Here is a 21,916-nt window from a genome sequence, read left to right on the forward strand (position 1 = left end):
GCCTCGTGTGTGGAGAGGTGCACAGCAGGGCGGTACGGGGGCTCCCCGGAATCTCGCGCTCCGCTCCCAGCGTTCTCCCAGCCGCCGCCGGTTGTATGGAACGTATGGAGCCCTCCCTCCCAGAGGGGCTCCGAGCCGAGAGGCGCCCATGGTCGGCGGCCGGCCCGTTCCGCGGGTCGCGGTCCCTCACCTCCTCCCAGAGGGACCGCGACGGGACGGGCGGCCGTCAGGCTCCGGATCTGATGACCGGCGATGCCGGACCGGAGCAAGGCCGCGGACGCCTCTCGGCTCACCCTCCGGGGTGGCGCCTGCCAACGTCATCCCGATCGACCGCGCGAGGCCCCTGGTGACTGCCAGCACCGGGGGCCTCGCGGCCGTCACAGGCCCGTGACCAGCAGCTCCGCGAAGGCCCGCGCCGCGGGCGCGGGCGTGGCGGGCAGCGCGAGGAAGATGTCGCGATGGGTCGCCGGCGTCGTGGGCACGGCGACGATGCCCGGGATGGCCGGGCTCGCGTCGAGGGCCATGCGCGTGAGCAGGGCGACGCCCAGGCCTTCCGCGATGAGGCGCTGCGCCGCGATGTAGTCCTCCGTCACGAACGCGATGTGCGGATCGAAGCCGGCCTCGCCCGCCGCCGCCACCAGGTGGGTGCGGCAGCGGCTGCAGCCCGAGATCCAGCGCTCGTCCGCGAGGGCGGCCATGTCGACCCACGAGCGTGCCGCGCGAGGATGCGCCTCGGGCAGGATCGCGAGGTACTCGTCGCGGCCCAGCGGGGTGGTCGGCACGTCGAGCGGCGGCGGCGTCGCCGCGTCGGAGAAACCGACCACCAGGTCGGCGGCGCCCGAGCGCAGGAGGTCCAGCGCGGGATCCGTCTCCGTCTCCTCGAGGCCGATCTCGATCCCCGGATAGGTGCGCGCGAACTGGGCCAGGGGGCGCGGCAGCACGGTGGCGCAGAACGACGTGAACGCCGCGATCCGCAGCGTGCCCGCCCGCAGATCCGCGTGGTGATGGAGCGCGCGCTCGGCGTCCTCGAGGCTCGCGGCGATCGCGTCGGCGTGGGCGAGCAGCGCCTCGCCCGTCGGGGTGAGGCGCGTGACGCGCCCGGCGCGCACCGTGAGCGGCACCCCCGCCCGACGCTCGAGGGCCCGCAGATGGTGGGCCACGGTCGGCTCGCTCAGCCGCAGGGCGCGCGCGGCGGCGGCCTTCGACCCGTGGCGGGCGACCTCGCGCAGGATGAGCAGGCGCTCGACGTCGATCACCGGACCATCATCTCATCGAGGTTCAGGTGCGGTCGATGCAGTCTTGTGGCGGTCTGCCGCGGCGGCGAGCATGGGCACATGCTCGAGATCGCGTCCGCCTTCCGCCGCTCGCCCGGCTACCTCGACACGCCGTCGTACGGTCTGCCCGCGCGCGCGACGGCCGCCGCGGTGCGCCGCGCGGTGCGCGCCTGGGAGCACGGCACGCTCGACCCCGAGTCGCTCGACGGCGCCGTCGATCGCATGCGTGCCGGCTTCGCGACGCTGGTCGGCTCGCGACCCCAGGACGTCGCGCTCGCGGGCTCGACGTCCCAGGTGGTGGGCATGGTCGCCGCCTCGCTTCCCGACGGCGCCCGCGTGGTGGTGGCCGATGGCGACTTCTCCTCCGTGATGCTGCCCTTCACCCAGGACCCCCGGCTCGACGTGCGCGTGGTGCCCCTCGCCCGCATCGTCCCGGAGACCCTGCTGGGGGCGGATCTGGTCGCCGTCAGCGCGGTGCAGTCCTCGGACGGCACCGTGGCGGACCTCGACGCGCTCGCGACGGCCGCGAGGCTCGCGGGCGCCCGCACGGTCCTCGACGTGAGCCACGCGGCCGGGTGGATGGTGCTCGACGCCTCCCGCTTCGACGTGGTGGTCGCGAGCGCCTACAAGTGGCTCGGCGCGCCGCGCGGCATCGCGCTCGCCGCGGTGCGGCCCGAGGCGTCCTGGGTGCGCCCCGTGCACGCGAGCTGGTACGGGGCCGATGCGCCGTGGGCCTCGCTCTACGGGCCCGACGTCGCCCTCAGCGCGACGGCGCGGCGGCTCGACACCTCGCCGCCCTGGCAGCTGGTCGAGGCGGGCGCCCTCGCGCTCGAGCTGCTGGTGCGCCAGGGCGTCGAGGAGATCGGCCGCCACAGCATCGGCCTGGCCGACGACTTCCGGGCGCGCGTGGGCCTCGCCCCGGGCGCCTCGCCCATCGTCTCGGTGGCGGGCGTCGATCCGGCCGCCCTCGCGCGCGCCGGCGTCCGCGCATCCGCGCGAGGCGGTCGAGCACGGCTGGGCTTCTACCTCTACAACGACGTGCGGGACGTCGAGGCGGCCGCATCGGCCGTCCGGGTGGCGCAGGCGGCCTGACGTACGAGGGGCGTCGTCGCGGTCGCCCGCGCCCGGTTACCCTGACGACGAGAGTCGGAGGGAGGCCCATGCGCATCAGGTCACGGGCGGTCGTGGCGGTGGTCGGACTGCTCGCGCTGGCGGGCTGCACCGGCGACGCCCAACCCGATCCCAGCGCACCGGGGACCGCCTCCGCAGGGCCGGATGCGCCGGTGAGGGTGAGCGCGGACGGCCACGTCGACAACGCCTACGCGGGTGCGTCGATGTACGTCGACGCGGACTGGACGTCGAACGTCCTGGCGTCCGCCGGCGAGGCGGACGATGCGGTGCTCGCGGCGAGCATGCGCGCGGTCTCGGGAGAGCCGACGGCCGTCTGGCTCGACCGCATCCAGGCGGTGACCGGCACCGCGACCGAGCGCGGCCTCGAGGAGCACCTCGACGCCGCCGTCGCGCAGGCGTCCCAGGATCCCGACGGCGAACCGGTGGTGGTCACCCTGGTCGTCTACGACCTCCCCGGGCGCGACTGCCACGCGCTGGCCTCGAGCGGCGAGCTCGCCGCCACCGACGCGGACATGGCGCGCTACCGCAGCGAGTACATCGACGTGATCGCGGACCTGTTGGCACGCGACGAGTACCGCGTCCTGCGCATCGTCACCGTGATCGAGCCCGACTCGCTCCCGAACCTGGTCACCAACGCCGACGACGAGGCATGCCAGGCGGCGGCGCCGTACTACCGCGAGGGCGTGGTGTACGCGCTCGATGCGTTCGCGCCGCTCGAGCACGTGTACGCGTACCTCGACGCCGGCCACGCGGGCTGGCTCGGCTGGACCGACAACGCCGAGGCCGCGGTCGCGCTGTTCGCGGACGTCGCCGGGCAGACCCGCGCCGGCCTCACCACCGTCGACGGCTTCGTGACCGACGTCGCCGGCTACACGCCCCTCGAGGAGCCCTTCCTCGAGGCCTCGGACCTGGTGGACGGCACGCCGGTGAGCGACGCCTCGTTCTACGCCTCGAACCCCGACCTCGACGAGGCCGCGTGGGCGGCCGACCTGCACGCGAGGGTGCTCGCCGCGGGCTTCCCCGACACGACGGGCATCGTGATCGACACGAGCCGCAACGGCTGGGGCGGGATCGGCCGCCCCGCCGCCGCATCGTCCTCGACCACCCTCGACACCTATGTCGACGAGTCCCGCGTCGACAGGCGGGTGCACCGGGGCGCGTGGTGCAACCCGGAAGGCGCGGGTCTGGGCGAGCGGCCCGTCGCCGAGCCCGAGGGCTACCCGGACGCGCACCTCGACGCGTTCATGTGGGTCAAGCCGCCGGGCGAGTCCGACGGATCGTCGCGCCTGGTCGCGAACGACCAGGGCAAGGGCTTCGACCCCATGTGCGACCCGACGTACACGAGCGACCGCCTCGACGGCGCGCTCACGCATGCGCTGCCGGACGCACCGATCTCGGGCGCGTGGTTCCCCGCGCAGTTCGCCCAGCTGGTCGCCAACGCGTATCCGGCGGTCGGCTCCGAGGGCGGGGACGGCTCCTCGCCCGACGCGCTGGCGGGCTCGTGCTCCGCGGTCCTCACCATCACCGACAGCTGGAGCAGCGGCTACGTCGCGGACGTCACGGTGACGGCGGGCGCGCCGCTCTCGACGTGGTCCGTCACGCTGCCCCCCGGGACCGTGCTCGACGACCTCTGGAACGGTGTGGAGGCCGACGGCCGCATCACGCCGCTCGAGTGGAACGCGACGCTTGACGCGGGCGGGACCGCGAACTTCGGGTACGTGGGAGCGGGGGACACGCCGGCCGCGGGCGCCCTTGCCTGCGCCTCGGCCTGAGCGGCCGGTGCCCGTCAGTCGCCCAGCTGCGCGGCCATCTCCTTCGAGCGCGCGACCGCCGCGTTGGCGCCGGCGGAGATCACGCCCTGCAGGCCGGCGTTGGTCATCGCCTCGAGCGCGGCGAGCGTGACGCCGCCCGGCGAGCTCACGCGACGGCGGAGCTCCTGCGGGGTGTCGCCTGACTCGGCGAGCAGCTGCGCCGCGCCGGTGAAGGTCTGCTGCGCGAGGAGCGTCGCGAGGTCGCGGTCGAGCCCCTGCATCACGCCCGCCTCGGTGAGCGCCTCGGTGATGGCGAAGAAGTAGGCGGGCGCCGAGCCGGCGACCGCGACCACCGCGTCGATGAGGTCCTCGGGCACGCGGACCACCAGGCCGGTAGCGCGCAGCATGGTCTCCGCCACGGCGAGGTGCTCCTCCGTCGCGTGCGCACCCGCCGACACGGACGTGGCGCCGCGCCCCACGATCGACGGGGTGTTGGGCATCGTCCGCACCACCGGGGTGCCCGCGGGCAGGCGCGACTCGTAGAACGATGCGGGGAGCGCCGCGGCGACGGTCACCACCAGGACGCCGGGCTCGAGCGCATCGGCGATCTCCGCGAGCACGTCCCCCATCTGCTGCGGCTTGACCGCGAGCACCACGATGCCGGCTCCCGCGACCGCCTCGACCGCATCCGCGGTGGCGCGGATGCCGTGCGCCTCCACCAGCGCCTCGCGCTTGGCCGCGCCGCGGTTCGCGACGGTGATCGAGGCGCCGGGCCAGCCGGCGACCTTCATCGCGGTGATGAGGGTGCCGCCCATGACGCCGCCGCCGATCACGGCGACGGAGGGCAGCGCGGACGGGGTCGAGGTGGCGTCGGTGCTCATGCGTCCAACCTATCGCGGTCGCGCCGGCGTGCCTCCGGGGACCCTGACAGCCCGGTTACAGCCCGAGGGTTTCCAGGAGGGAGGCGACGTCCGCGGGCGAGCCGGTGGCCTCGAAGTAGGCCGAGCCGTTGGTCCACATGACGCGCGTGCCGGCGTCGACCTCGCGCTCCGCACGCTTGCCGACGTCGGTGCCGGCGACCGTGGCCTCGGTGATCTCCGTGCCGTCGCCCGCCGCGCGCGTCAGGGCCGCCACCGCGTCCTGCCGGGAGTACAGCTGTCGCGCGACGACGCTGATCTCGGACGTGCCGTCGGAGTAGGTGAGGCGGTGGGCCTCTGCCACGCGGTCGGGCAGGGCATTGTCCGATGCTGCGTCGAGCGTGGTGACGCCGGTGAGCGTCCACGGGCCGGACACGGTGGGCATCGCGGCGAGGAACGGGCTCGGGTCCTCCGGGACGAACGCCTCGACGGCGGGGGTCTCGGTCACCTGCGGCTCGGTGAGGATGTGCTGCTCGGGCAGCGTCACCGGCTCCGGGCGCAGCAGCAGGTACCACGCGGCGACGAACGCGCCGCCGAGGATCACGAGGCCGATGAGGATGAGCGGCCACGCGCGGCCGGGGTGGCGCTCGCCGTTGCGGTGCCGTCCGTGGTGGGGCGGTCCGTCGCCGCCGCCGGCCGAGGCGGTCCGCGCCCCGGGCGTCGGGGACGATGAGGACCCGCCGGCGCCCTCCGGCGCCGCGGTGACGCGCGGCCGGTACAGGGCGGGGCCGGGCGTGCCGTCCCCGCCGCCGTCGACTGCGGCGGCGACCGCGTGCCAGGCGGGTGCGGCCGGCGGCGCGGCGTTCGCGGTCCGCGCAGCGCCCGAGGGTGTGGTGGTGACGACCGGTGCATCGTCCCTGGTCGCGGCCGGGTGGGTCGCGAAGATCGGCACAAACGCCGGGCCGTCGTCCTCGAGCGTCGCCGTCGCGGCGCCTGCGCCGGCCCCGGTGCGCGGGCCGACCAGGGGCACGCCGCCCAGGGGGGTCGGCGCGCCGGCCGCGTGGAGCGCGGCATTGGCCGCGGCCGCGGCGCCCAGGGCCTCCACCGTGGTCCGCGCCGGAGCGGCCGGGCGTTCCTCGGGTGCGCCGTCGGCGTCGAGGGGGGACCAGGCCTCGGGCAGGATCTCGGCGGCCTCGGGTCCTGCGAACGGCGCGGCCACATCGTCGATGTCGAGGTCGACGGGCACGGGGACGGGGACGGGCGACAGGTAGGGCGAGGCCGCGCGAGGCGCGGCGGGCTTCGACGGGGCCACGTCCGCGGGCTCGCCGGGTCGAGGCGGGTCGATCGGGGCCCAGCTCGACTCGTCGCGCGTCATGCGCCCCAGCCTAGGGGTGCGCTCCGACAGCGCGGCCGTGGCGCCGCGCGTGTCCCCGGCACCCGGTGCCGAGGGCGGCGCTGTCGGTGGCCGCGGGTAGCGTGAGCGCATGGCGACATCGACCCGCAAGGCGCTTCCCGGCTACCGCTGCACCGAGTGCGGCTGGACGGCGGTGAAGTGGGTCGGGCGCTGCGGCGAGTGTCAGGCGTGGGGCACCGTGGTCGAGGCGGGCGCGGCTCCCGCCGGCCCCGCCACCAAGGCGACCGCGGTCACGGCGCCGGCGCTCCCGATCCCCGAGGTGTCGGCGTCCGCGGCGGCGCGTTCCGCCACGGGCGTCGGCGAGTTCGACCGCGTCCTCGGCGGGGGACTCGTGCCGGGGGCCGTGATCCTGCTCGCGGGGGAGCCGGGCGTCGGGAAGTCCACCCTGTTGCTCGACGTGGCCGCGCGCACGGCGCGTGGCGGTGGCCGCGTGCTCTACGTCACCGGCGAGGAGAGCGCGGGACAGGTACGGCTGCGCGCGGAGCGCATCGGCGCGCTCGAGCAGGACGTGCTGCTCGCCGCCGAGACCGACCTGGGCGCCGTGCTCGCGCATCTCGACGCGGCGGACCCGTCGCTCGTGATGATCGACTCGATCCAGACCATCGCCTCGTCGCAGGTCGAGGGGGCGCCCGGCGGCGTGGGCCAGGTGCGCGAGGTGTCGTCCGCGCTCATCCAGGCGGCGAAGACCCGCGGGGTCCCCATGGTGCTCGTGGGCCACGTCACCAAGGACGGGTCCGTCGCGGGACCGCGCATCGTCGAGCACCTCGTGGACGTCGTCTGCCAGTTCGAGGGCGATCAGCACAGTCCGTTGCGCCTGCTGCGCGCGCTCAAGAACCGCTTCGGCTCGGTCGACGAGGTCGGCTGCTTCCAGCTGGTCGACTCGGGCATCGAGTCGGTGGCCGATCCGTCGGGCCTGTTCCTGTCGAGGGATGTCGAGTCGGTGCCCGGCACCTGCCCGACCATCACCATCGACGGGAAGCGCCCGCTGCCGGCGGAGATCCAGGCGCTTGTCGCGCCCAGCGCCCTCGCCAACCCGCGACGGGCGACCTCGGGCGTGGACGGCTCCCGCGTCGCCATGCTGCTCGCGGTGCTGCACCGGCGGGTGGGGCTGCCCGTCGCCGCGGACGACGTCTACGTGTCGACCGTGGGCGGCGCCCGCGTGACCGAGCCCGCCGCGGACGTCGCGCTCGCGCTCGCGCTCGCCTCCGCGCGTGCGGACACCCCCGTGCGTGCGGGGTGGGCGGCGGTGGGCGAGGTGGCCCTCTCCGGAGCGGTGCGTCCCGCATCGGCCATCGCTCAACGCGTGGCAGAGGCGGCCCGGCTCGGCTTCACGGACGTCATCGTGCCCGCCTCGACGGACACGTCGCGGCTGTCCCCGCACGTGCGCGTGCACGGCGTCGGCTCGGTGGCGCACGCGGTCGCGCTCGCGTTGCCGCGCGACTGACGTCCGCCGGTCGTCAGCTCAGCTCGAACTGGACGCGTTCGGCCGTCTGGCCCTGGAACGTCAGCTGCGCCCAGTACATGCCGGGCTGCGGCGCCGTGCTGCTCGGGTTGCCGCAGCCCTCGGAGCTCCAGGTGCGCGGCCACGAGACCTGGAAGGTCTTCGACTTCCCGGAGTCCAGCAGCCACTCCTTGTCGGCGAGCGCGGCCGTGGCGCCGCAGTCCTTGGAGGACCAGATCCGGGTGTCTCCCGACGTGATGAGCAGCGCGCTGTCGCCCGCGCCCGCATCGAGCACGCAGGCCTCGTCGCCGGTCTGGGTGAGCGTCACGTCGAACGAGACCTGGTCGGCGCCCACCTGAGCCTTGTCGCCCAGCGCGACCTCGATGTCGCCCTGCCCGCATGCCGTGATCTGCGCCGCGGGCTCGGTCGACCCGTCGGTCGGCTCGGTGCTGCTCGCGATCTCCTCGACCGCCGCGCCGCCGTCGGTCGCATCGTCGCCCGCCGCGGCGGCATCGTCCGCGGTCTCGGTGACGGTGGGCTCGGGCGAGCCGGTCGGGTCGCCCGACGGCTCGGCGCCGGACGCGACGGCGCTCCAGATGAGCCGGCCGACGAGCAGCACCACCACGATCGCGACGGCGAGCACGATGCGTCGTTGCCAGTACACCTCGGCGGGATGCTCACCCACCGGAGTCCGGAAACCCTTCACCGCGACCACCTCCGATCCGCATCCACGGTAGGCGCGCCACGCGCTGGGATGATGGAAGGCGTGCCGACCGTCCCCAGAAACGCGCCCCTGCCAGCCACGTCCACGGACGAGGCGCGCGTCGCCGCGGTGCGCGCGTGGTTCCGCGAGGCCGGTCGCGACCTCCCGTGGCGTGACGATGCGACGTCGCCCTGGGCGGTGCTGGTGAGCGAGGTCATGCTGCAGCAGACGCCCGTGGTCCGCGTCGAGCCGGTGTGGCGGGCGTGGATGGAACGCTGGCCGACCCCGGCGGCGCTCGCGGCCGCGACGCAGGCCGATGCGGTGCGCGCCTGGGGTCGGCTGGGCTATCCGCGGCGCGCGAAGCGGCTGTGGGAGTGCGCGGTCGCGCTGGTGTCGCTCCATGGCGGGCGGGTGCCGTCGGACCTCGACGAGCTCCGCGCGTTGCCCGGCGTCGGCGACTACACGGCCGCGGCGGTCGTGTCGTTCGCGTTCCGCGGGCGTGCGCTGGTGCTCGATACGAACGTGCGGCGGGTCATCGGCCGCGCCTGGCGCGCCGAGCCGCTGCCCGCCGCGCATCAGACGGTGGGTGAGCGAGCTCATGCCGCCTCGCTCATTCCGGGGGACGATGCGGCGGCGGCCGAGTGGGCCGCGGCGTCGATGGAGCTCGGCGCGCTCGTGTGCACCGCCCGGGTGGCGCGGTGCGACGAGTGCCCCCTCGCATCGTCCTGCGCGTGGTTCGCGGCCGGGTGCCCGGGCCTGGCGGCGGCGCCGCGCCGCACCCAGCCGTGGCACGGGACGGACCGCCAGGTCCGCGGGCGGATCATGGCGCTGCTGCGCGCCGCATCGTCGCCGCTCAACGTCGCAGGGCATGCGGCGCTCGCCGACGTGGAGCCCGGTCAGCTCGACCGCGCACTCGAGGGGCTGCTCGACGACGGCCTGATCACCCGCGACGAGGCGACGGGACGGTGCTCGCTCTAGGTCAGCCCTGGTAGGTGCCGTGGACGGCGTGCGGCTCGATCGCCGCGAGCTCGTCGGCGGTGAGCTCGGGGAAGTCGAGAGCCGCGACGTTGGCCTCGAGCTGCGCCACCGAGGAGGCGCCCACCAGGGCCGACGTCACGCGCCCGCCGCGCAGCACCCACTGGAGGGCGAGCTGGGCGAGGCTCTGGCCGCGTCCCCGGGCGATCTCGTCGAGCGCGCGCGTGCGCTCGAGGTACGTCTCGGTGAGCTGGTTCTCGCTGAGGAACTGCGAGTGGGTGATGCGCGAGCCCTCGGGGATGCCACGGAGGTAGCGGTCGGTCAGCATGCCCTGCGCGAGCGGGGAGAAGACGATCGACCCGGCGCCCACCGCGTCGAGCGCGTCGAGCAGGCCGTCCTCGGGGGTGCGCTCGTACATCGAGTACTTGAACTGGTGGATGAGCAGCGGCGTGCCCAGCTCGCGCAGGATGCGCGCCGCCTCCTCGGTCTCGGCGGGGCCGTAGTTGGAGATGCCGGCGTAGAGCGCCTTGCCCGAGCGGACCGCCTGGTCGAGGGCCATCATCGACTCCTCGATGGGCGTCTCGGGGTCCGGGCGGTGGTGGTAGAAGACGTCCACGTAGTCGAGCCCCATGCGGGTGAGCGAGGCGTCGAGGCTGCTGAGGAGGTACTTGCGCGAGCCCCAGTCGCCGTAGGGCCCGGGCCACATGTGGTAGCCGGCCTTGGTGCTGATGACGAGCTCGTCGCGGTAGGGGCGCAGATCGCGCGCGAGGAAGCCGCCGAAGTTCTCCTCTGCGCTGCCCGGCGGCGGGCCGTAGTTGTTCGCGAGGTCGATGTGCGTGATCCCCATGTCGAACGCCGCGAGCAGGATCGCGCGCTGGTTGTCGAGCGCGTGGTGGCCGCCGAAGTTCTGCCACAGCCCGAGGCTGATCCGCGGCAGCCTCAGGCCGGACCGCCCGGAGCGTGCGAAGGGCATGGAGTCGTAGCGGGCGTCGCTGGCCACATACGGGTCGTGGGTCATGCCCGCCAGCCTAGGGCCCGCGAGGACCGGCGCGGGGCGTCGACTCCCAAGGACACGTGTGTCGCGGATGCTCTCGCGCGAAGGATGTGAACGCCTCGCGCATCGTTCCGCGTCACTCCCTGCACAAGTGTCATCGGCAGTCGACGGGCGGCTCGCCGGGAACGCCGAAGGCCCCGACCCCACGTGGTGCGGGGTCGGGGCCTTCGAGCTGTGCGGCCTACTCGGCGGGCTTGCCCGCGGCCTCGGCGTCGGATGCGATCGGCTCGCCCACGAGCTCGTCGCGGTCGATGCCCTCGAACGTGAACTCGCCGAGGATGCCCTCGCCCTGCGCGTCCACCCGGATGATCTGTCCCGAGGTGACCTCGCCGAAGAGGATCTTCTCCGACAGCGGGTCCTCGATCTCGCGCTGCAGCGCGCGGCGCAGCGGGCGGGCGCCCAGGACCGGGTCGTAGCCCTTCTCCGCGAGCAGCTGCTTGGCCGCCGTGGTGAGCTCGATGCCCATGTCCTTGTCCTTCATGCGCTCGTCGAGGCGGGCGACCATGAGGTCCACGATCTGGATGATCTCGGCCTGCGTGAGCTGCGGGAACACCACCACGTTGTCGACGCGGTTGAGGAACTCCGGCTTGAAGTGCTCCTTGAGCTTGCCGTTGACCAGCTTGACCATGTCGTCGTACGTCTGGCCGCCCTCGACGATGGCCGAGAAGCCCGTCGCCTGACGGCGCGAGATCGCGTCCGCACCGAGGTTGGTGGTCATGAGGATGATGGTGTTCTTGAAGTTCACCTCGCGGCCCTGGGCATCCGTCAGCTTGCCGTCCTCGAGGATCTGGAGCAGCGAGTTGAAGATGTCGGGGTGGGCCTTCTCGACCTCGTCGAACAGCACCACGGAGAACGGCTTGCGGCGCACCTTCTCGGTGAGCTGGCCGCCCTCCTCGAAGCCGACGTAGCCGGGGGGCGCACCGAACAGACGGGCCACCGTGTGCTTCTCGCCGTACTCGGACATGTCGAGCGAGATGAGCGCGTCCTCATCGCCGAACAGGAACTCGGCGAGCGCCTTGGCGAGCTCGGTCTTACCCACACCGGTCGGGCCGGCGAAGATGAACGAGCCACCGGGACGCTTCGGGTCCTTGAGGCCGGCACGGGTGCGGCGGATCGACTGCGACAGGACCTTGATGGCCTGCTCCTGGCCGATGATGCGCTTGTGCAGCTCGGACTCCATGTGGAGCAGTCGCGAGGACTCGTCGGAGGACACGCGCGTGACGGGCACGCCGGTCGACATCGAGAGCACCTCGGCGATCAGGTCCTCGTCCACCACGGCGGCGACGTCGAGGTCGCCCGACTTCCAGGCCTCCTCCTTGCGTGCGCGCTCCTCGGAGAGGCGGCGCTCGACGTCGCGGAGCGACGCGGCCTTCTCGAAGTCCTGCTCGTCGATCGCGGACTCCTTGTCGCGACGCACGTTCGCGATCTTGTCGTCCAGGTCCTTGAGCTCGGGCGGCGACGTCATGCGACGGATGCGCAGGCGCGCGCCCGCCTCGTCGATGAGGTCGATCGCCTTGTCCGGCAGGAAGCGGTCGGAGATGTAGCGGTCGGCCATCTGCGCGGCGGCCACGATCGCGTCGTCCGTGATGGTGACGCGGTGGAACGCCTCGTAGCGGTCGCGCAGGCCCTTGAGGATCTCGATCGCGTGTGCGAGCTCCGGCTCCGGCACCTGGATGGGCTGGAAGCGGCGCTCGAGGGCGGGGTCCTTCTCGACGTGCTTGCGGTACTCGTCGAGCGTGGTCGCGCCGATGGTCTGCAGCTCGCCGCGCGCGAGCATCGGCTTGAGGATCGAGGCCGCGTCGATCGCGCCCTCGGCCGCGCCGGCACCCACGAGCGTGTGGATCTCGTCGATGAACAGGATGATGTCGCCGCGCGTGCGGATCTCCTTGAGCACCTTCTTGAGGCGCTCCTCGAAGTCGCCGCGGTAGCGGGAGCCCGCGACCAGCGAGCCCAGATCCAGCGTGTAGAGGTGCTTGTCCTTGAGCGTCTCGGGCACGTCGCCGCGCACGATCGCCTGGGCGAGGCCCTCGACCACGGCGGTCTTGCCGACGCCGGGCTCGCCGATCAGCACCGGGTTGTTCTTGGTGCGGCGCGACAGGACCTGCATCACGCGCTCCATGATGAGCTCGCGGCCCACCACGGGGTCGAGCTTGCCCTCGCGCGCGGCCTGCGTGAAGTTGCGGCCGAACTGGTCGAGGACCGTCGAGCCGGCCGGGGTGCCCTCCTGGGGGCCGCCGCCGGAGGTGACGGGCTCCTTGCCCTCATAGCCCGAGAGCAGCTGGATGACCTGCTGGCGCACGCCGCCGAGGTCCGCGCCCAGCTTTCCGAGCACCTGCGCCGCCACGCCCTCACCCTCGCGGATGAGGCCCAGCAGGATGTGCTCGGTGCCGATGTAGTTGTGGCCCAGCTGCAGCGCCTCGCGCAGCGACAGCTCGAGGACCTTCTTCGCACGCGGCGTGAAGGGAATGTGTCCGGACGGGGCGTGCGAGCCCTCGCCGATGATCTCCTGCACCTGCTCGCGGACGCCGTTGAGGGAGATGTCCATCGCCTCGAGGGCCTTCGCGGCCACGCCTTCGCCCTCGCGCACCAGGCCGAGCAGGATGTGCTCGGTGCCGATGTAGTTGTGGTTGAGCATGCGCGCCTCTTCCTGGGCGAGCACCACCACGCGACGGGCTCGATCGGTGAACCGTTCGAACATGTCAGCCTCCCTTGATTCGTCCGGCCGGGACCGGGGGTCGCGGCAGTCTCCCGCCGCGGTGCTTCCAGGCTAACGGCGGGCCCCCCGCGTCCATGCCCGTGTTCGCCAGGGGCGTGAACGGACTTGGGGAGGGACGAGGCGCGCGGCATGACGCTCACCGCGCTCAGCGCACGCGTGGGGGTCTCCGTGGTGAACCTGTCGATCCTCAAGAACGACCGCGCGCGCGCGATCCGCTTCTCGACGCTGGTCGCGATCTGCGACGTCCTCGAATGCGAGGTGGGGGAGCTGCTCGTGCGGGCGCGCTGACTCGCAGCCTCTCGCGTACCGCGCCCGCAGTACGGCCGCTGTTCCCCGCATCGTCCGGGGCTACCACGTCCGTTGTAAATGCGTCCCTGACGGGACCGAAGCCTGGTGGGACCAGGCGTTTCGCGGTTAGGTTGGGCGCAGTCGGACATCCGTCGCCGACGCAGCGCCGGGAGGGCATCACCGCATGATCGAGGCAAGGGATCTCACCAAGAGGTACGGCAGCAAGACCGCTGTCGACCACGTCACCTTCACCGTCCAGCCGGGCATCGTCACCGGCTTCCTGGGCCCCAACGGAGCCGGGAAGTCCACGACGATGCGCATGATCCTGGGCCTCGACAAGCCGACGGCCGGGCAGGTCACCGTGAACGGCAAGCCGTACGCCAAGCTCGTCACGCCGCTCAGCGAGATCGGCGCGCTCATCGACGCCAAGGGCGTCCACCCGCGCCGCTCGGCCCGCCAGCACCTCCGTGCGGTCGCCGCGACGCACGGCATCTCGGACAAGCGCGTCGACGAGGTGCTCGACCTCACGGGCCTCACCGAGGTCGCCAAGCGCAAGGCCGGCAACTTCTCGCTCGGCATGGGTCAGCGCCTCGGCATCGCGGGCGCGCTGCTGGGCGACCCGAAGATCGTGATGTTCGACGAGCCCGTCAACGGCCTCGACCCCGACGGCGTCCTGTGGGTGCGCCAGCTCGCGCGCCGTCTCGCCGAGAACGGCCGCACCGTGTTCCTGTCGAGCCACCTCATGAGCGAGGTCCAGCAGACCGCGGACCACGTCATCATCATCGGCCGCGGCAAGATCCTCGCCGATGCGCCGCTCCAGGAGTTCGTCCGCGCCCATGCCCGCGAAGGCGTGCTGGTGACGTCGCCCGACGCGGGCGGGCTCGCCGAGGCCGTCAAGGCCGCGGGCGGCACCGTCCAGGCCGTCGACCACCGCGAGCGGATCTCCGTCACGGGCATCGACGCCCGTGAGATCGGCCGGATCGCGCGCGACAACAGCCTGTGGCTGGCCGAGCTGCGCGACGAGAGCACGAGCCTCGAGGACGCCTACATGCACCTCACCGCCGAGGAGACCGAGTACCGGGCCGGAGTGCCCACAGGGAAGACCGACACCGCGAAGGAGGCCTCCCAGTGAGCGCCGCGACCCCGACCGACACGACCCCCGGAACCGAGGTCGTGACCCACCGCGCCGGCTACGCCCGCGCCCTGCGTTCCGAGTGGATCAAGGCGCGCACGCTGCGTTCCACCTGGATCCTCGTGGGCTTCGCGCTGCTCGCGTTCATCGGCCTCCCGGTGCTGGTGACGGGCGAGACGACCGTCACCGACCCCGCGGAGGGCGCTGTCGCGGCCATGCACGCGATCTTCACCGCGAGCGACTTCGTGCTCATCCTCGTCGCGGTGCTCGGCGCGCTGCTCACCACGTCGGAGTTCACCACCGGCATGGCGCGCAACACCTTCACCGCCACGCCCAAGCGCGGTGCCGTGCTCGCGGCCAAGGCCACCATCGCCTCCCTGTTCGCGCTCGGCATCGCGGTGGTCGGCGCCGTCGCGACGTTCTTCGCGCTCGGGGACAAGCTGTCCGGTGCGGCGTCGCTCGACTTCGGCAACGCCGAGATGGTCAAGGTGCTCGTCGTGAGCCTCATCGGCTACGTGGTCACCGCCGTGCTCGCGGCCTCGCTCGGGGTGCTGCTGCGTTCGTCGGTCGGCACCATCTTCACCATCGTCGCGATGCAGCTGATCCTCCCCGGGATCCTGCTGTCCGTGCCCAGCGACATCGCCAACTGGGTCGGCGCGATCATGCCCGGTGTCGCGGCGAGCGCCGCCGTCAACACCGAGCCCATCGATCCCGGCACCATCTTCCTCACGCCGGGCGCGGGCCTCGCGGTCCTCATCGCGTGGGCGGTGCTGCCGTTCCTCGCCGCGATGGCGGTGCTCAAGGCCCGCGACATCTGACCAGCGCGGAGCTGCGGAGGGGTCGGTCGAGAGGCCGGCCCCTCCGTGCGTTCCCGTCGGGTTCTACGCCTCGAGCAGGATGGTGATGGGGCCGTCGTTGACCAGCTCGACGTCCATGTGCGCGCCGAACACCCCGGTGCCCACGGTCAGCCCCCGCGACCGCAGCGCCGACACCACCGCCTCGACCAGCGGCTCCGCCACGGGCCCGGGCGCGGCGCCGTTCCACGACGGCCGCCGCCCCTTGCGCACATCCGCGTAGAGCGTGAACTGCGAGACCACGATGACGGGCGCGTCGACGTCCGCGACGCTCCTCTCATCGGACAGGATCCGCAGCTCCGCGATCTTGCGGGCGATGGTCTGCACCTGCTCGGGGCCGTCACCGTGGGTGACGCCGACGAGCGCGACGATGCCCTGCCGGTCGAACGATGCGGTGACGGTGCCGTCCACGGTCACGGACGCGCGCGAGGCGCGCTGGAGGACCGCCTTCACCGGCGCGTCACCAACCGCCGCGCGCGCCGCCGGAGGAGCCGCGGGACGATCCGGGACGGCGCGGGCCGAGCGCGGGGCGCACGTCGACGAAGTAGATGATGACCGCGACGATCGACGCGAGCCCGAAGATGCTCGCCAGCCCGATGACGCCGCCCAACGGGGCAGGGATGGTGAAGACGGCGGCGAGCCCAAGGATGACGAGCCACAGGGTCTTGGACCGCTTGCCCGCCGCGACGAACTGCGTGTCCGGGTAGTGTGCCGCGTCGATCAGGCCGTAGACGGCGCCCGCGAACGCGGCGATCGAGATGACGAGCAGCACGAGCTCTTGCAGGCCACCGAACATGGGAACCTCCGGGATTGGCGGGGCGCGAGGGCTCCTACGCTAACGCAGGGGGCATGACCTGCAGTCCCTCGGCTCGCGCGGCCGCTGCGGGCCGGCGGTCCCAGGCGGCGAACACGAGGTCCGTCGAGCTCAGCGCGAGGGCGCTCGCGAGATGGATGGCGTCGCCCGCGCGCAGGGGACGACGATCGACCAGCTCGGCGGCGCGCTCGGTGACGGCGGCGCTGACCTCGACCTTGACGAGCCCCGGCCACAGCTCCGACCAGCGGTCGCGCGCCTGCGCCGCGGGGGCGGCGTCGATGCGGCCGATGCGCTCGGCAGAGGCGAGCACGGACCGCGCCTCCGCATCGGCGAGCCGCGAGGTGACCAGCGCGTCGGCGCCCTTCCACAGGGCGACCGCGAGGTCGCTGCCGGTCTCGAGGACGCACAGCTTGAGCAGCGCGGACGTGTCGAGGTAGACGAGCGACATGCCTACCTGCGCAGACGCCCGAGCAGGCTGGACAGCGCGTCCTTGGCGGCCTCGGCCTGCGGCAGGCGCGGCACGGCGCGCTCGGACGCGGGGACCGCGATCACGCCCTCCTCCGCCAGCCGGGCGAGCAGGGACGCGGACTCGACGGGGCCGATCTTCGCGACGGGCAGCCCGCCCTCGGTGAGGACCACGTCCTCGCCGGCGCGCGCGGCGCCGAGCGCCTCGTCCAGCCTCGTCGCCAGATCGCTGATGGGGATCTCCACGTGGCCCACGCTACCCCGCCGATGGCGCGAGGCCGCGGAGGTGACGGGTCTCAGCCGGGCAGGTCCCCGCCGTCTGCGGCGCAGCCCTTGCCCATGAGCAGGCCCTTCATGGTGGGGCCGGGCTTCGGCGGGCGGTCCGCGGAGAAGCCGTCCGCGTTCACGATGAGCTCCTGGGCGGCTGCGACCGGGCCGCCGTCGGTGGGCACCGTGAGCTCGGTCGACGGATCGACGGATCGCTTGAGGATCGCGAGCGCGATCGGGCCGAGCTCGTGGTGGCGCGCCACCGACGTCACGCGGCCCACCTCGGCGTCGTCGCGACCGAGCACCGTCGCGCCGGGCTCGGGGAGCGAGTGCCCCGAGCCGTCGAGGTGCAGCATCGTGAGGCGGCGCGGCGGCCGGCCCACGTTGTGGACCTTCGCGACGGTCTCCTGGCCGCGGTAGCAGCCCTTGTGCAGGTGCACCGCGGTGCGCAGCCAGTCGAGCTCGTGGGGGAGCGAGTGGTCGTCGACGTCGAACGCCGCGCGCGGACGATGCGCGGCGATGCGCAGCGCCTCGGTCGCCCAGGTGCCGGCGAGGGTCCAGCCGGACTCGAGGCGTGCCTCGATCTCGGCTCCCAGCGACGCGCGCGGCACGAGCACCAGGCGCCACGGCCGGACCGTCGTCGCCAGCGCCGTGGGGTCCGCGGCGTAGGAGGTGCCGCCGGCGGTGACGCCGGGCCACGGGTCCACCCAGGTGACGGGCTCGCCGTCGGCCGCCGGTCGCGAGACCGCCTCGCCGATCGCCGCCCAGTCCTCGGTCGCATCGTGCACCTCGACCCGCAGCATGAAGCGCATGCGGTCGAGGAACGTGGCGAGCGCGGGAGCGGACTCCGTGAGGAGCCACGCGGTCGCGCCATCGTCGACCAGGCCGGCGACGTGCTCGATGCGGCCCTGCGGTGACAGGATCATCAGCTCGGCCGACTCGCCCGGCGCGAGGCCGGCGACCTGCTGCGTGCACAGGGAGTCGAGCCACGTGAGGCGGTCGGGGCCGGTCACGGTCACGACGCCCAGGTGGGACTGGTCGGCCACGGCGCGGCCCTGCTCGAGCGCGCGCTGCTCCGCGGTGGGGTCGCCGTAGTGCCACGGGACGCCGGCGTCGGGGCCGAGGCCGGCGACCGCGCCGTGGCGGGTGAGGAGCGGTGAGGTCATGGCGGGTGAACGATCGAGGGTGCCGTCAGGATTCCACGTCGGGCGCGATGGTCTCCGCGTCCTCGGGGACCGCGGGTCCGTCGACGCGCGACAGGCGCGCGCTCGCGTAGGACTGCAGCTCCTGGCCGAAGGCCGCGAGGTCCCAGGCCCACATGAGCTCGCCGCCGACGTTGCCGTACATGCGGGTCGCGCCGCGCACGTCGGGCCCGGACTCGGTGGCCGCCGCGAAGCGGGTCGCGAGGTCGATGCGCCCGTTGCCGACGGCGCCGAAGTACGCGGTGAGCAGGCCCGACGCATCCGCGAGGACCACTTCGAGCGGGTGCTGGAAGTCCTTGAGCTCGACGCCCTCGGGCGCGCTCGGGGCGACCCGCCAGAAGCCGGACTCGGCGGACCAGACCTGGCCCTCCTCGCCGTCCGGACCCATGAGCGTGATGGTGGAGGTGTAGGTGAGGTACGGGCCGCCGTCGTGGTCGAACACCACGCGCTGGCGGAAGTCCGCGGCGTCGATGCCGGGGTAGTCCACGACGCCGTGGCCCTCCCAGGTGCCGACGATCCACGCGAGCGGGTAGACCTCGGGCGCGAGGTCCGACGGGATGACGAAGGTCACCGCTTGGGCCCCTTGACCAGGCGGAAGGCGACGATGCCCGCGACCCAGGTGGTGGCGCCGAACGCGGCGACGGCGAGAACGGTGAAGGTGACCTCGAGTGCAGTCATGGGGCGAGTCTATGCCGGGACCGAGGTCCCGATCCACGTCCCGGGCGGACGATGCGCGACGTCAGTAGACGAGCGCGGTCGCGTCGGTGGCCGTGGCCTCCGCGACGAACGCGGCGGCTCCCGCGATGCGGGCGCCCGCGAGGAGGTCGGCCTCCTCGATCTCGCGTCGCTTCGCGCATTGCGCGCACACCGTGAGCGTGCCCGCGGCCAGGACGGCGCCGCGCAGCTGCGACAGGGGCGGCGAGTGAGGGATCACCACGTCCTCGGTGCCGGGCAGCGCGTGGAGCGTGGCGTCGCCCGTGAGCCACACGCTGACCTCGAGGCCCGACGCGGCAGCGGTGGCGGCCACGGTGAAGGCCTGCATGAGGGTCTCGACCCGCTCGGTCCCGCAGGTGACCTTGACGATGAGCGCGGGCATGTCAGGCGGCGGTTCGGGTCGTGGCGCGCTTGAACAGCAGGTAGATCTCGCAGCCCAGGCACAGGTCGAACACGCTGTTGAGGAACGAGGCGAACGTGACGAAGCCGGTGAAGACGTAGAAGCCCGCGTCCCACCCGAGCAGGCCCGAGCCGACCGCGAGGATCGAGAAGCCGAGCCCCATCTGCTGCGCGAAGCGCGGCGGACGGAAGGACTCGGTCTCCTTCGGCGGCGCGAGCCGAGGGCGCACGGCCGTCTTGAACACCCACGACTGCACGGTGGCCTGCGGGCCGACGATCGCGCCGGGAATGAAGAGCGCGAGCAGCACCGCCATGATGACGACGCCACCGGCATCGGCGCCCACGAGCAGGGCCGAGACGGAGAACGCGAGCTGGAAGAACGCGCCGAAGCGCGGGCCGCGCGGGTCGATCTGGATGTCGTTCATGTGAGCCTCCTGGCCGGAGTGTAGGCGCGCCGGGGATCCCGCGTCGCGGACCCCGGGTGCTAGATCGAGTAGTCGGTGCCGGTCCGCGGCACGGCGGCGAGCGCCTCGCGCGCCTGGGTCTCGGTGGGCGCCCCGGAGATGCGGGACACCACGACGCCGTCGCCGTCGAGCAGCAGGATGGTCGGCGTGCGCATGATCTCGAGCTCGCGCGCGAGGTCGAGCCGCTCGGCGGCGTCGATCTCGATGTGGGCGACGCGCTCGTCCTCGCCCGCGATCCGCGTGAGGAGCGCGGCGGTCGGCGGGCACTTCGCGCACATCGGCGTCGAGAACTGCACGAAGGTCGCGTGGTAGCCGCGCGGCGCGCCGAGCGTGGCGGAGGACAGCGCGCCCGCCCGCTCGACCTCGCGGGCCACCCCCTGGCGTCGCTGCCACCACAGCGCGACGACGGTCGCGATCGCGAGGATCGCGAGCACGATGAGGACACGGATGAGCATGGGTTCCCTCGCTTGGGTTCAGCCGACCAGCAGGCGCCCGCCGACGTACACGAGCACCCCGGCAGACAGAACGGGGGCGAGGGCCGACGACATTCCCGGGAGCCAGCCCTTCGCGCGCGGCTCGCGCCTCATGAGCTCCTGGAGCAGCGTGACGATCACGGCGCACAGCAGGCCCACGCCGGCTCCCGCGTACCAGGGGAGCTCGGGGAACAGCGCGCCGGTCGCGAGCCCCGTGGCGGTGCCCAGCACCAGGGCGATCCCCGAGCTCAGCTGCGGGCGGCGCGTCGACACGCTCGCGATCGCGGAGACGGCGAGCGCGGCGCCGCCCGTGACCACCAGGTCCTCCGCGCCATGCGTGCGCGAGGCCGCGACCCACGCGGCGCCCGCGGAGACCACGATCGCTCCGGCGCACGTCGCGGCGACGGAGGTGACCGCACGGCCGCGCGAGCTCGGCAGGAACACCTCGGACACGAGCGCGGCGATCGCCATGAGCGCCACGGCGACGACCATGTGGCGCAGGTGGGGAGCCGTGCGCCCGAGCACCACGGCGACGACCGCGAGGGTGCCGCCGCCCATGAGGATCACGGACGCCGCGCGCCGGCGCGAGGCGCGCAGCAGCGCGGGCCAGCCGAGCGCGAGCGCGACGATCATCGTGAGCACGACGACGGCGAGATACCTGGTCCCCAGGAATCCGCCCACCGCGATGAGCGCCGCGGCAGCGGCGCTGATGGTCGCCCTCGTGGTGGGAAGCATGGGCGTTAGTGTCTCAGACGCCCGCGCCGCTAGAGTGAACCGCAATCGGAGGTGGCGATGGCAGACCTGCTCGTGCTCACACCGTCCACGGACGGTGCGGCTGAGGTGCTTCCTGCCCTCGCCCTGCTGTCGCACAGGACACGTGTGGTCGCGCCGGAGCCGTCGGCGATGCTCGATGCGATGGACGCGGACGTCCTCGTGGTCGACGCGCGCACCGATCTGGTGGAGGCGCGCAACAACTGCAACCTCATCCAGGTGACCGGGGTCGCGGTGCCGCTGCTGCTGGTGCTGCGCGAGGGCGGCATGTCGATCGTCAACGCCGACTGGGGAGCCGCCGACGTGGTCCTGGCCGAGGCGTCCCCGGCCGAGGTCGAGGCGCGCATCCGCCTGCTCATCGGGCGTGCGAACGCCGCGGACCCCCTGGACCGCGTCGCGGAGTTCTCCTCGGGCGACCTCACGGTGGACGTCGGCGGTTACACCGCGCGGCTCAAGGGCGTGCCGCTCGATCTCACCTACAAGGAGTTCGAGCTCCTCAAGTACCTCATGCAGCACCCGGGCCGCGTCTACACGCGCGACCAGCTGCTGCAGGAGGTCTGGGGCTTCGACTACTACGGCGGCACGCGCACGGTCGACGTCCACGTGCGTCGCCTGCGTGCCAAGCTCGGCGCGGAGCACGAGCAGCTCATCGGCACCGTCCGCAACGTCGGCTACCGGTTCGATCCGCCTCAGCCGCAGCGCAGCGCCGCCTCCGAGACCGTCTAGCGCCCCCGATAGGATCGGGGTGTCCCTCCCT

The 21,916-nt window shown here is 73.3% G+C and carries 24 protein-coding genes; 8 read left to right on the forward strand and 16 right to left on the reverse strand.

Going from position 1 to position 21,916, the window contains the following annotated elements; translation table 11 throughout:
* Positions 1–377: 377 nt before the first annotated feature.
* A complete protein-coding gene (locus tag AOM09_RS01260; protein WP_062383157.1) occupies positions 378–1,256 on the reverse strand; it encodes a LysR substrate-binding domain-containing protein in 879 nt (292 codons plus the stop codon).
* 78 nt (positions 1,257–1,334) lie between these two features.
* Here AOM09_RS01260 and AOM09_RS01265 point away from each other — a divergent pair, with 78 nt between their 5' ends.
* Together AOM09_RS01265 and AOM09_RS01270 are read left to right on the forward strand one after the other, a co-directional pair.
* Positions 1,335–2,366, forward strand: coding sequence for an aminotransferase class V-fold PLP-dependent enzyme (locus tag AOM09_RS01265; protein WP_169747590.1), 1,032 nt, complete (start codon positions 1,335–1,337; stop codon positions 2,364–2,366).
* 68 nt (positions 2,367–2,434) lie between these two features.
* On the forward strand, positions 2,435–4,177 hold the full coding sequence (locus AOM09_RS01270) for a glycoside hydrolase family 6 protein (protein ID WP_062383162.1): 1,743 nt from the start codon (positions 2,435–2,437) through the stop codon (positions 4,175–4,177).
* A gap of 14 nt (positions 4,178–4,191) precedes the next feature.
* On the opposite strand, the gene proC is transcribed toward AOM09_RS01270, so the two are convergent.
* Entirely contained in the window at positions 4,192–5,037 is an 846-nt protein-coding gene (gene proC, locus AOM09_RS01275) for a pyrroline-5-carboxylate reductase (RefSeq protein ID WP_062383164.1), read from the reverse strand.
* A 55-nt stretch (positions 5,038–5,092) separates the two neighbouring features.
* Positions 5,093–6,388, reverse strand: a complete 1,296-nt coding sequence (locus AOM09_RS01280) for a hypothetical protein (protein WP_062383167.1) — start codon at positions 6,386–6,388, stop codon at positions 5,093–5,095.
* A gap of 109 nt (positions 6,389–6,497) precedes the next feature.
* On the opposite strand from AOM09_RS01280, the gene radA reads away from it, so the two are divergent.
* Positions 6,498–7,871 (forward strand): DNA repair protein RadA, encoded by a 1,374-nt coding sequence (radA, locus tag AOM09_RS01285; protein ID WP_062383170.1) that lies wholly within the window; start codon positions 6,498–6,500, stop codon positions 7,869–7,871.
* 13 nt (positions 7,872–7,884) lie between these two features.
* Here radA and AOM09_RS01290 read toward each other — a convergent pair whose 3' ends face one another.
* Positions 7,885–8,553: a hypothetical protein gene (locus AOM09_RS01290; RefSeq protein WP_062383173.1), complete on the reverse strand. Its 669-nt coding sequence runs from the start codon at positions 8,551–8,553 to the stop codon at positions 7,885–7,887.
* A gap of 72 nt (positions 8,554–8,625) precedes the next feature.
* On the opposite strand from AOM09_RS01290, the gene AOM09_RS01295 reads away from it, so the two are divergent.
* Positions 8,626–9,549, forward strand: a complete 924-nt coding sequence (locus AOM09_RS01295; protein WP_062384354.1) for an HhH-GPD family protein — start codon at positions 8,626–8,628, stop codon at positions 9,547–9,549.
* Between the two features lies 1 nt (position 9,550).
* On the opposite strand, the gene AOM09_RS01300 is transcribed toward AOM09_RS01295, so the two are convergent.
* Positions 9,551–10,564: an aldo/keto reductase gene (locus tag AOM09_RS01300; RefSeq protein WP_062383176.1), complete on the reverse strand. Its 1,014-nt coding sequence runs from the start codon at positions 10,562–10,564 to the stop codon at positions 9,551–9,553.
* Between the two features lie 217 nt (positions 10,565–10,781).
* Complete coding sequence (locus AOM09_RS01305; RefSeq protein WP_062383189.1) at positions 10,782–13,298, reverse strand: ATP-dependent Clp protease ATP-binding subunit; 2,517 nt, start codon at positions 13,296–13,298, stop codon at positions 10,782–10,784.
* 123 nt (positions 13,299–13,421) lie between these two features.
* Between AOM09_RS01305 and AOM09_RS01310 the strand changes: the two genes are divergently transcribed.
* The 3 genes from AOM09_RS01310 (at position 13,422) to AOM09_RS01320 (ending at position 15,554) form a co-directional block, all read left to right on the forward strand.
* A complete protein-coding gene (locus AOM09_RS01310) occupies positions 13,422–13,604 on the forward strand; it encodes a helix-turn-helix domain-containing protein (RefSeq protein ID WP_062383197.1) in 183 nt (60 codons plus the stop codon).
* Between the two features lie 184 nt (positions 13,605–13,788).
* Positions 13,789–14,736, forward strand: a complete 948-nt coding sequence (locus AOM09_RS01315) for an ABC transporter ATP-binding protein (protein WP_062383212.1) — start codon at positions 13,789–13,791, stop codon at positions 14,734–14,736.
* A complete protein-coding gene (locus AOM09_RS01320) occupies positions 14,733–15,554 on the forward strand; it encodes an ABC transporter permease (RefSeq protein WP_062383224.1) in 822 nt (273 codons plus the stop codon). Before AOM09_RS01315 ends, AOM09_RS01320 begins: the two co-directional genes overlap by 4 nt.
* Before the next feature lie 63 nt (positions 15,555–15,617).
* Here the strand turns inward: AOM09_RS01320 and dtd are convergent, their stop codons facing one another.
* From dtd to AOM09_RS01370, 10 genes are all read right to left on the reverse strand, one after another.
* The gene (gene dtd / locus AOM09_RS01325) at positions 15,618–16,043 is read right to left on the reverse strand and encodes a D-aminoacyl-tRNA deacylase (RefSeq protein ID WP_062383225.1); all 426 of its coding nucleotides are present in this window, start codon (positions 16,041–16,043) and stop codon (positions 15,618–15,620) included.
* A gap of 7 nt (positions 16,044–16,050) precedes the next feature.
* The gene (locus AOM09_RS01330; RefSeq protein ID WP_062383229.1) at positions 16,051–16,386 is read right to left on the reverse strand and encodes a DUF2516 family protein; all 336 of its coding nucleotides are present in this window, start codon (positions 16,384–16,386) and stop codon (positions 16,051–16,053) included.
* Positions 16,387–16,420: 34 nt separating this feature from the next.
* Positions 16,421–16,852: a type II toxin-antitoxin system VapC family toxin gene (locus AOM09_RS01335; RefSeq protein ID WP_062383232.1), complete on the reverse strand. Its 432-nt coding sequence runs from the start codon at positions 16,850–16,852 to the stop codon at positions 16,421–16,423.
* A gap of 2 nt (positions 16,853–16,854) precedes the next feature.
* Positions 16,855–17,115, reverse strand: coding sequence for a type II toxin-antitoxin system Phd/YefM family antitoxin (locus tag AOM09_RS01340; RefSeq protein ID WP_062383235.1), 261 nt, complete (start codon positions 17,113–17,115; stop codon positions 16,855–16,857).
* 50 nt (positions 17,116–17,165) lie between these two features.
* Entirely contained in the window at positions 17,166–18,302 is a 1,137-nt protein-coding gene (gene ygfZ, locus AOM09_RS01345; RefSeq protein ID WP_062383237.1) for a CAF17-like 4Fe-4S cluster assembly/insertion protein YgfZ, read from the reverse strand.
* 25 nt (positions 18,303–18,327) lie between these two features.
* Complete coding sequence (locus AOM09_RS01350) at positions 18,328–18,909, reverse strand: heme-binding beta-barrel domain-containing protein (protein WP_062383240.1); 582 nt, start codon at positions 18,907–18,909, stop codon at positions 18,328–18,330.
* Between the two features lie 168 nt (positions 18,910–19,077).
* A complete protein-coding gene (locus tag AOM09_RS01355; protein ID WP_062383244.1) occupies positions 19,078–19,434 on the reverse strand; it encodes a DsrE family protein in 357 nt (118 codons plus the stop codon).
* 1 nt (position 19,435) lies between these two features.
* Positions 19,436–19,876, reverse strand: coding sequence for a DUF4395 domain-containing protein (locus tag AOM09_RS01360; RefSeq protein WP_062383248.1), 441 nt, complete (start codon positions 19,874–19,876; stop codon positions 19,436–19,438).
* 59 nt (positions 19,877–19,935) lie between these two features.
* Entirely contained in the window at positions 19,936–20,370 is a 435-nt protein-coding gene (locus AOM09_RS01365) for a thioredoxin family protein (RefSeq protein ID WP_062383250.1), read from the reverse strand.
* 18 nt (positions 20,371–20,388) lie between these two features.
* Entirely contained in the window at positions 20,389–21,123 is a 735-nt protein-coding gene (locus AOM09_RS01370) for a hypothetical protein (RefSeq protein WP_062383254.1), read from the reverse strand.
* Between the two features lie 57 nt (positions 21,124–21,180).
* On the opposite strand from AOM09_RS01370, the gene AOM09_RS01375 reads away from it, so the two are divergent.
* Entirely contained in the window at positions 21,181–21,885 is a 705-nt protein-coding gene (locus AOM09_RS01375) for a response regulator transcription factor (RefSeq protein WP_062383257.1), read from the forward strand.
* The last annotated feature ends 31 nt before the right edge of the window (positions 21,886–21,916 follow it).

Source organism: Demequina iriomotensis (assembly GCF_000971395.1).
GTDB lineage: Bacteria > Actinomycetota > Actinomycetes > Actinomycetales > Demequinaceae > Demequina > Demequina iriomotensis.

Excerpts from the sequence above, each read along its gene's own strand:
- AOM09_RS01265 (WP_169747590.1), top strand. The coding sequence starts at position 1,335 with ATGCTCGAGATCGCGTCCGCCTTCCGCCGCTCGCCCGGCTACCTCGAC.
- AOM09_RS01270 (WP_062383162.1), top strand. The coding sequence starts at position 2,435 with ATGCGCATCAGGTCACGGGCGGTCGTGGCGGTGGTCGGACTGCTCGCG.
- proC (WP_062383164.1), bottom strand. The coding sequence starts at position 5,037 with ATGAGCACCGACGCCACCTCGACCCCGTCCGCGCTGCCCTCCGTCGCC.
- AOM09_RS01280 (WP_062383167.1), bottom strand. The coding sequence starts at position 6,388 with ATGACGCGCGACGAGTCGAGCTGGGCCCCGATCGACCCGCCTCGACCC.
- radA (WP_062383170.1), top strand. The coding sequence starts at position 6,498 with ATGGCGACATCGACCCGCAAGGCGCTTCCCGGCTACCGCTGCACCGAG.
- AOM09_RS01295 (WP_062384354.1), top strand. The coding sequence starts at position 8,626 with ATGGAAGGCGTGCCGACCGTCCCCAGAAACGCGCCCCTGCCAGCCACG.
- AOM09_RS01300 (WP_062383176.1), bottom strand. The coding sequence starts at position 10,564 with ATGACCCACGACCCGTATGTGGCCAGCGACGCCCGCTACGACTCCATG.
- AOM09_RS01305 (WP_062383189.1), bottom strand. The coding sequence starts at position 13,298 with ATGTTCGAACGGTTCACCGATCGAGCCCGTCGCGTGGTGGTGCTCGCC.
- AOM09_RS01315 (WP_062383212.1), top strand. The coding sequence starts at position 13,789 with ATGATCGAGGCAAGGGATCTCACCAAGAGGTACGGCAGCAAGACCGCT.
- AOM09_RS01330 (WP_062383229.1), bottom strand. The coding sequence starts at position 16,386 with ATGTTCGGTGGCCTGCAAGAGCTCGTGCTGCTCGTCATCTCGATCGCC.
- AOM09_RS01335 (WP_062383232.1), bottom strand. The coding sequence starts at position 16,852 with ATGTCGCTCGTCTACCTCGACACGTCCGCGCTGCTCAAGCTGTGCGTC.
- ygfZ (WP_062383237.1), bottom strand. The coding sequence starts at position 18,302 with ATGACCTCACCGCTCCTCACCCGCCACGGCGCGGTCGCCGGCCTCGGC.
- AOM09_RS01355 (WP_062383244.1), bottom strand. The coding sequence starts at position 19,434 with ATGCCCGCGCTCATCGTCAAGGTCACCTGCGGGACCGAGCGGGTCGAG.
- AOM09_RS01360 (WP_062383248.1), bottom strand. The coding sequence starts at position 19,876 with ATGAACGACATCCAGATCGACCCGCGCGGCCCGCGCTTCGGCGCGTTC.
- AOM09_RS01365 (WP_062383250.1), bottom strand. The coding sequence starts at position 20,370 with ATGCTCATCCGTGTCCTCATCGTGCTCGCGATCCTCGCGATCGCGACC.
- AOM09_RS01370 (WP_062383254.1), bottom strand. The coding sequence starts at position 21,123 with ATGCTTCCCACCACGAGGGCGACCATCAGCGCCGCTGCCGCGGCGCTC.
- AOM09_RS01375 (WP_062383257.1), top strand. The coding sequence starts at position 21,181 with ATGGCAGACCTGCTCGTGCTCACACCGTCCACGGACGGTGCGGCTGAG.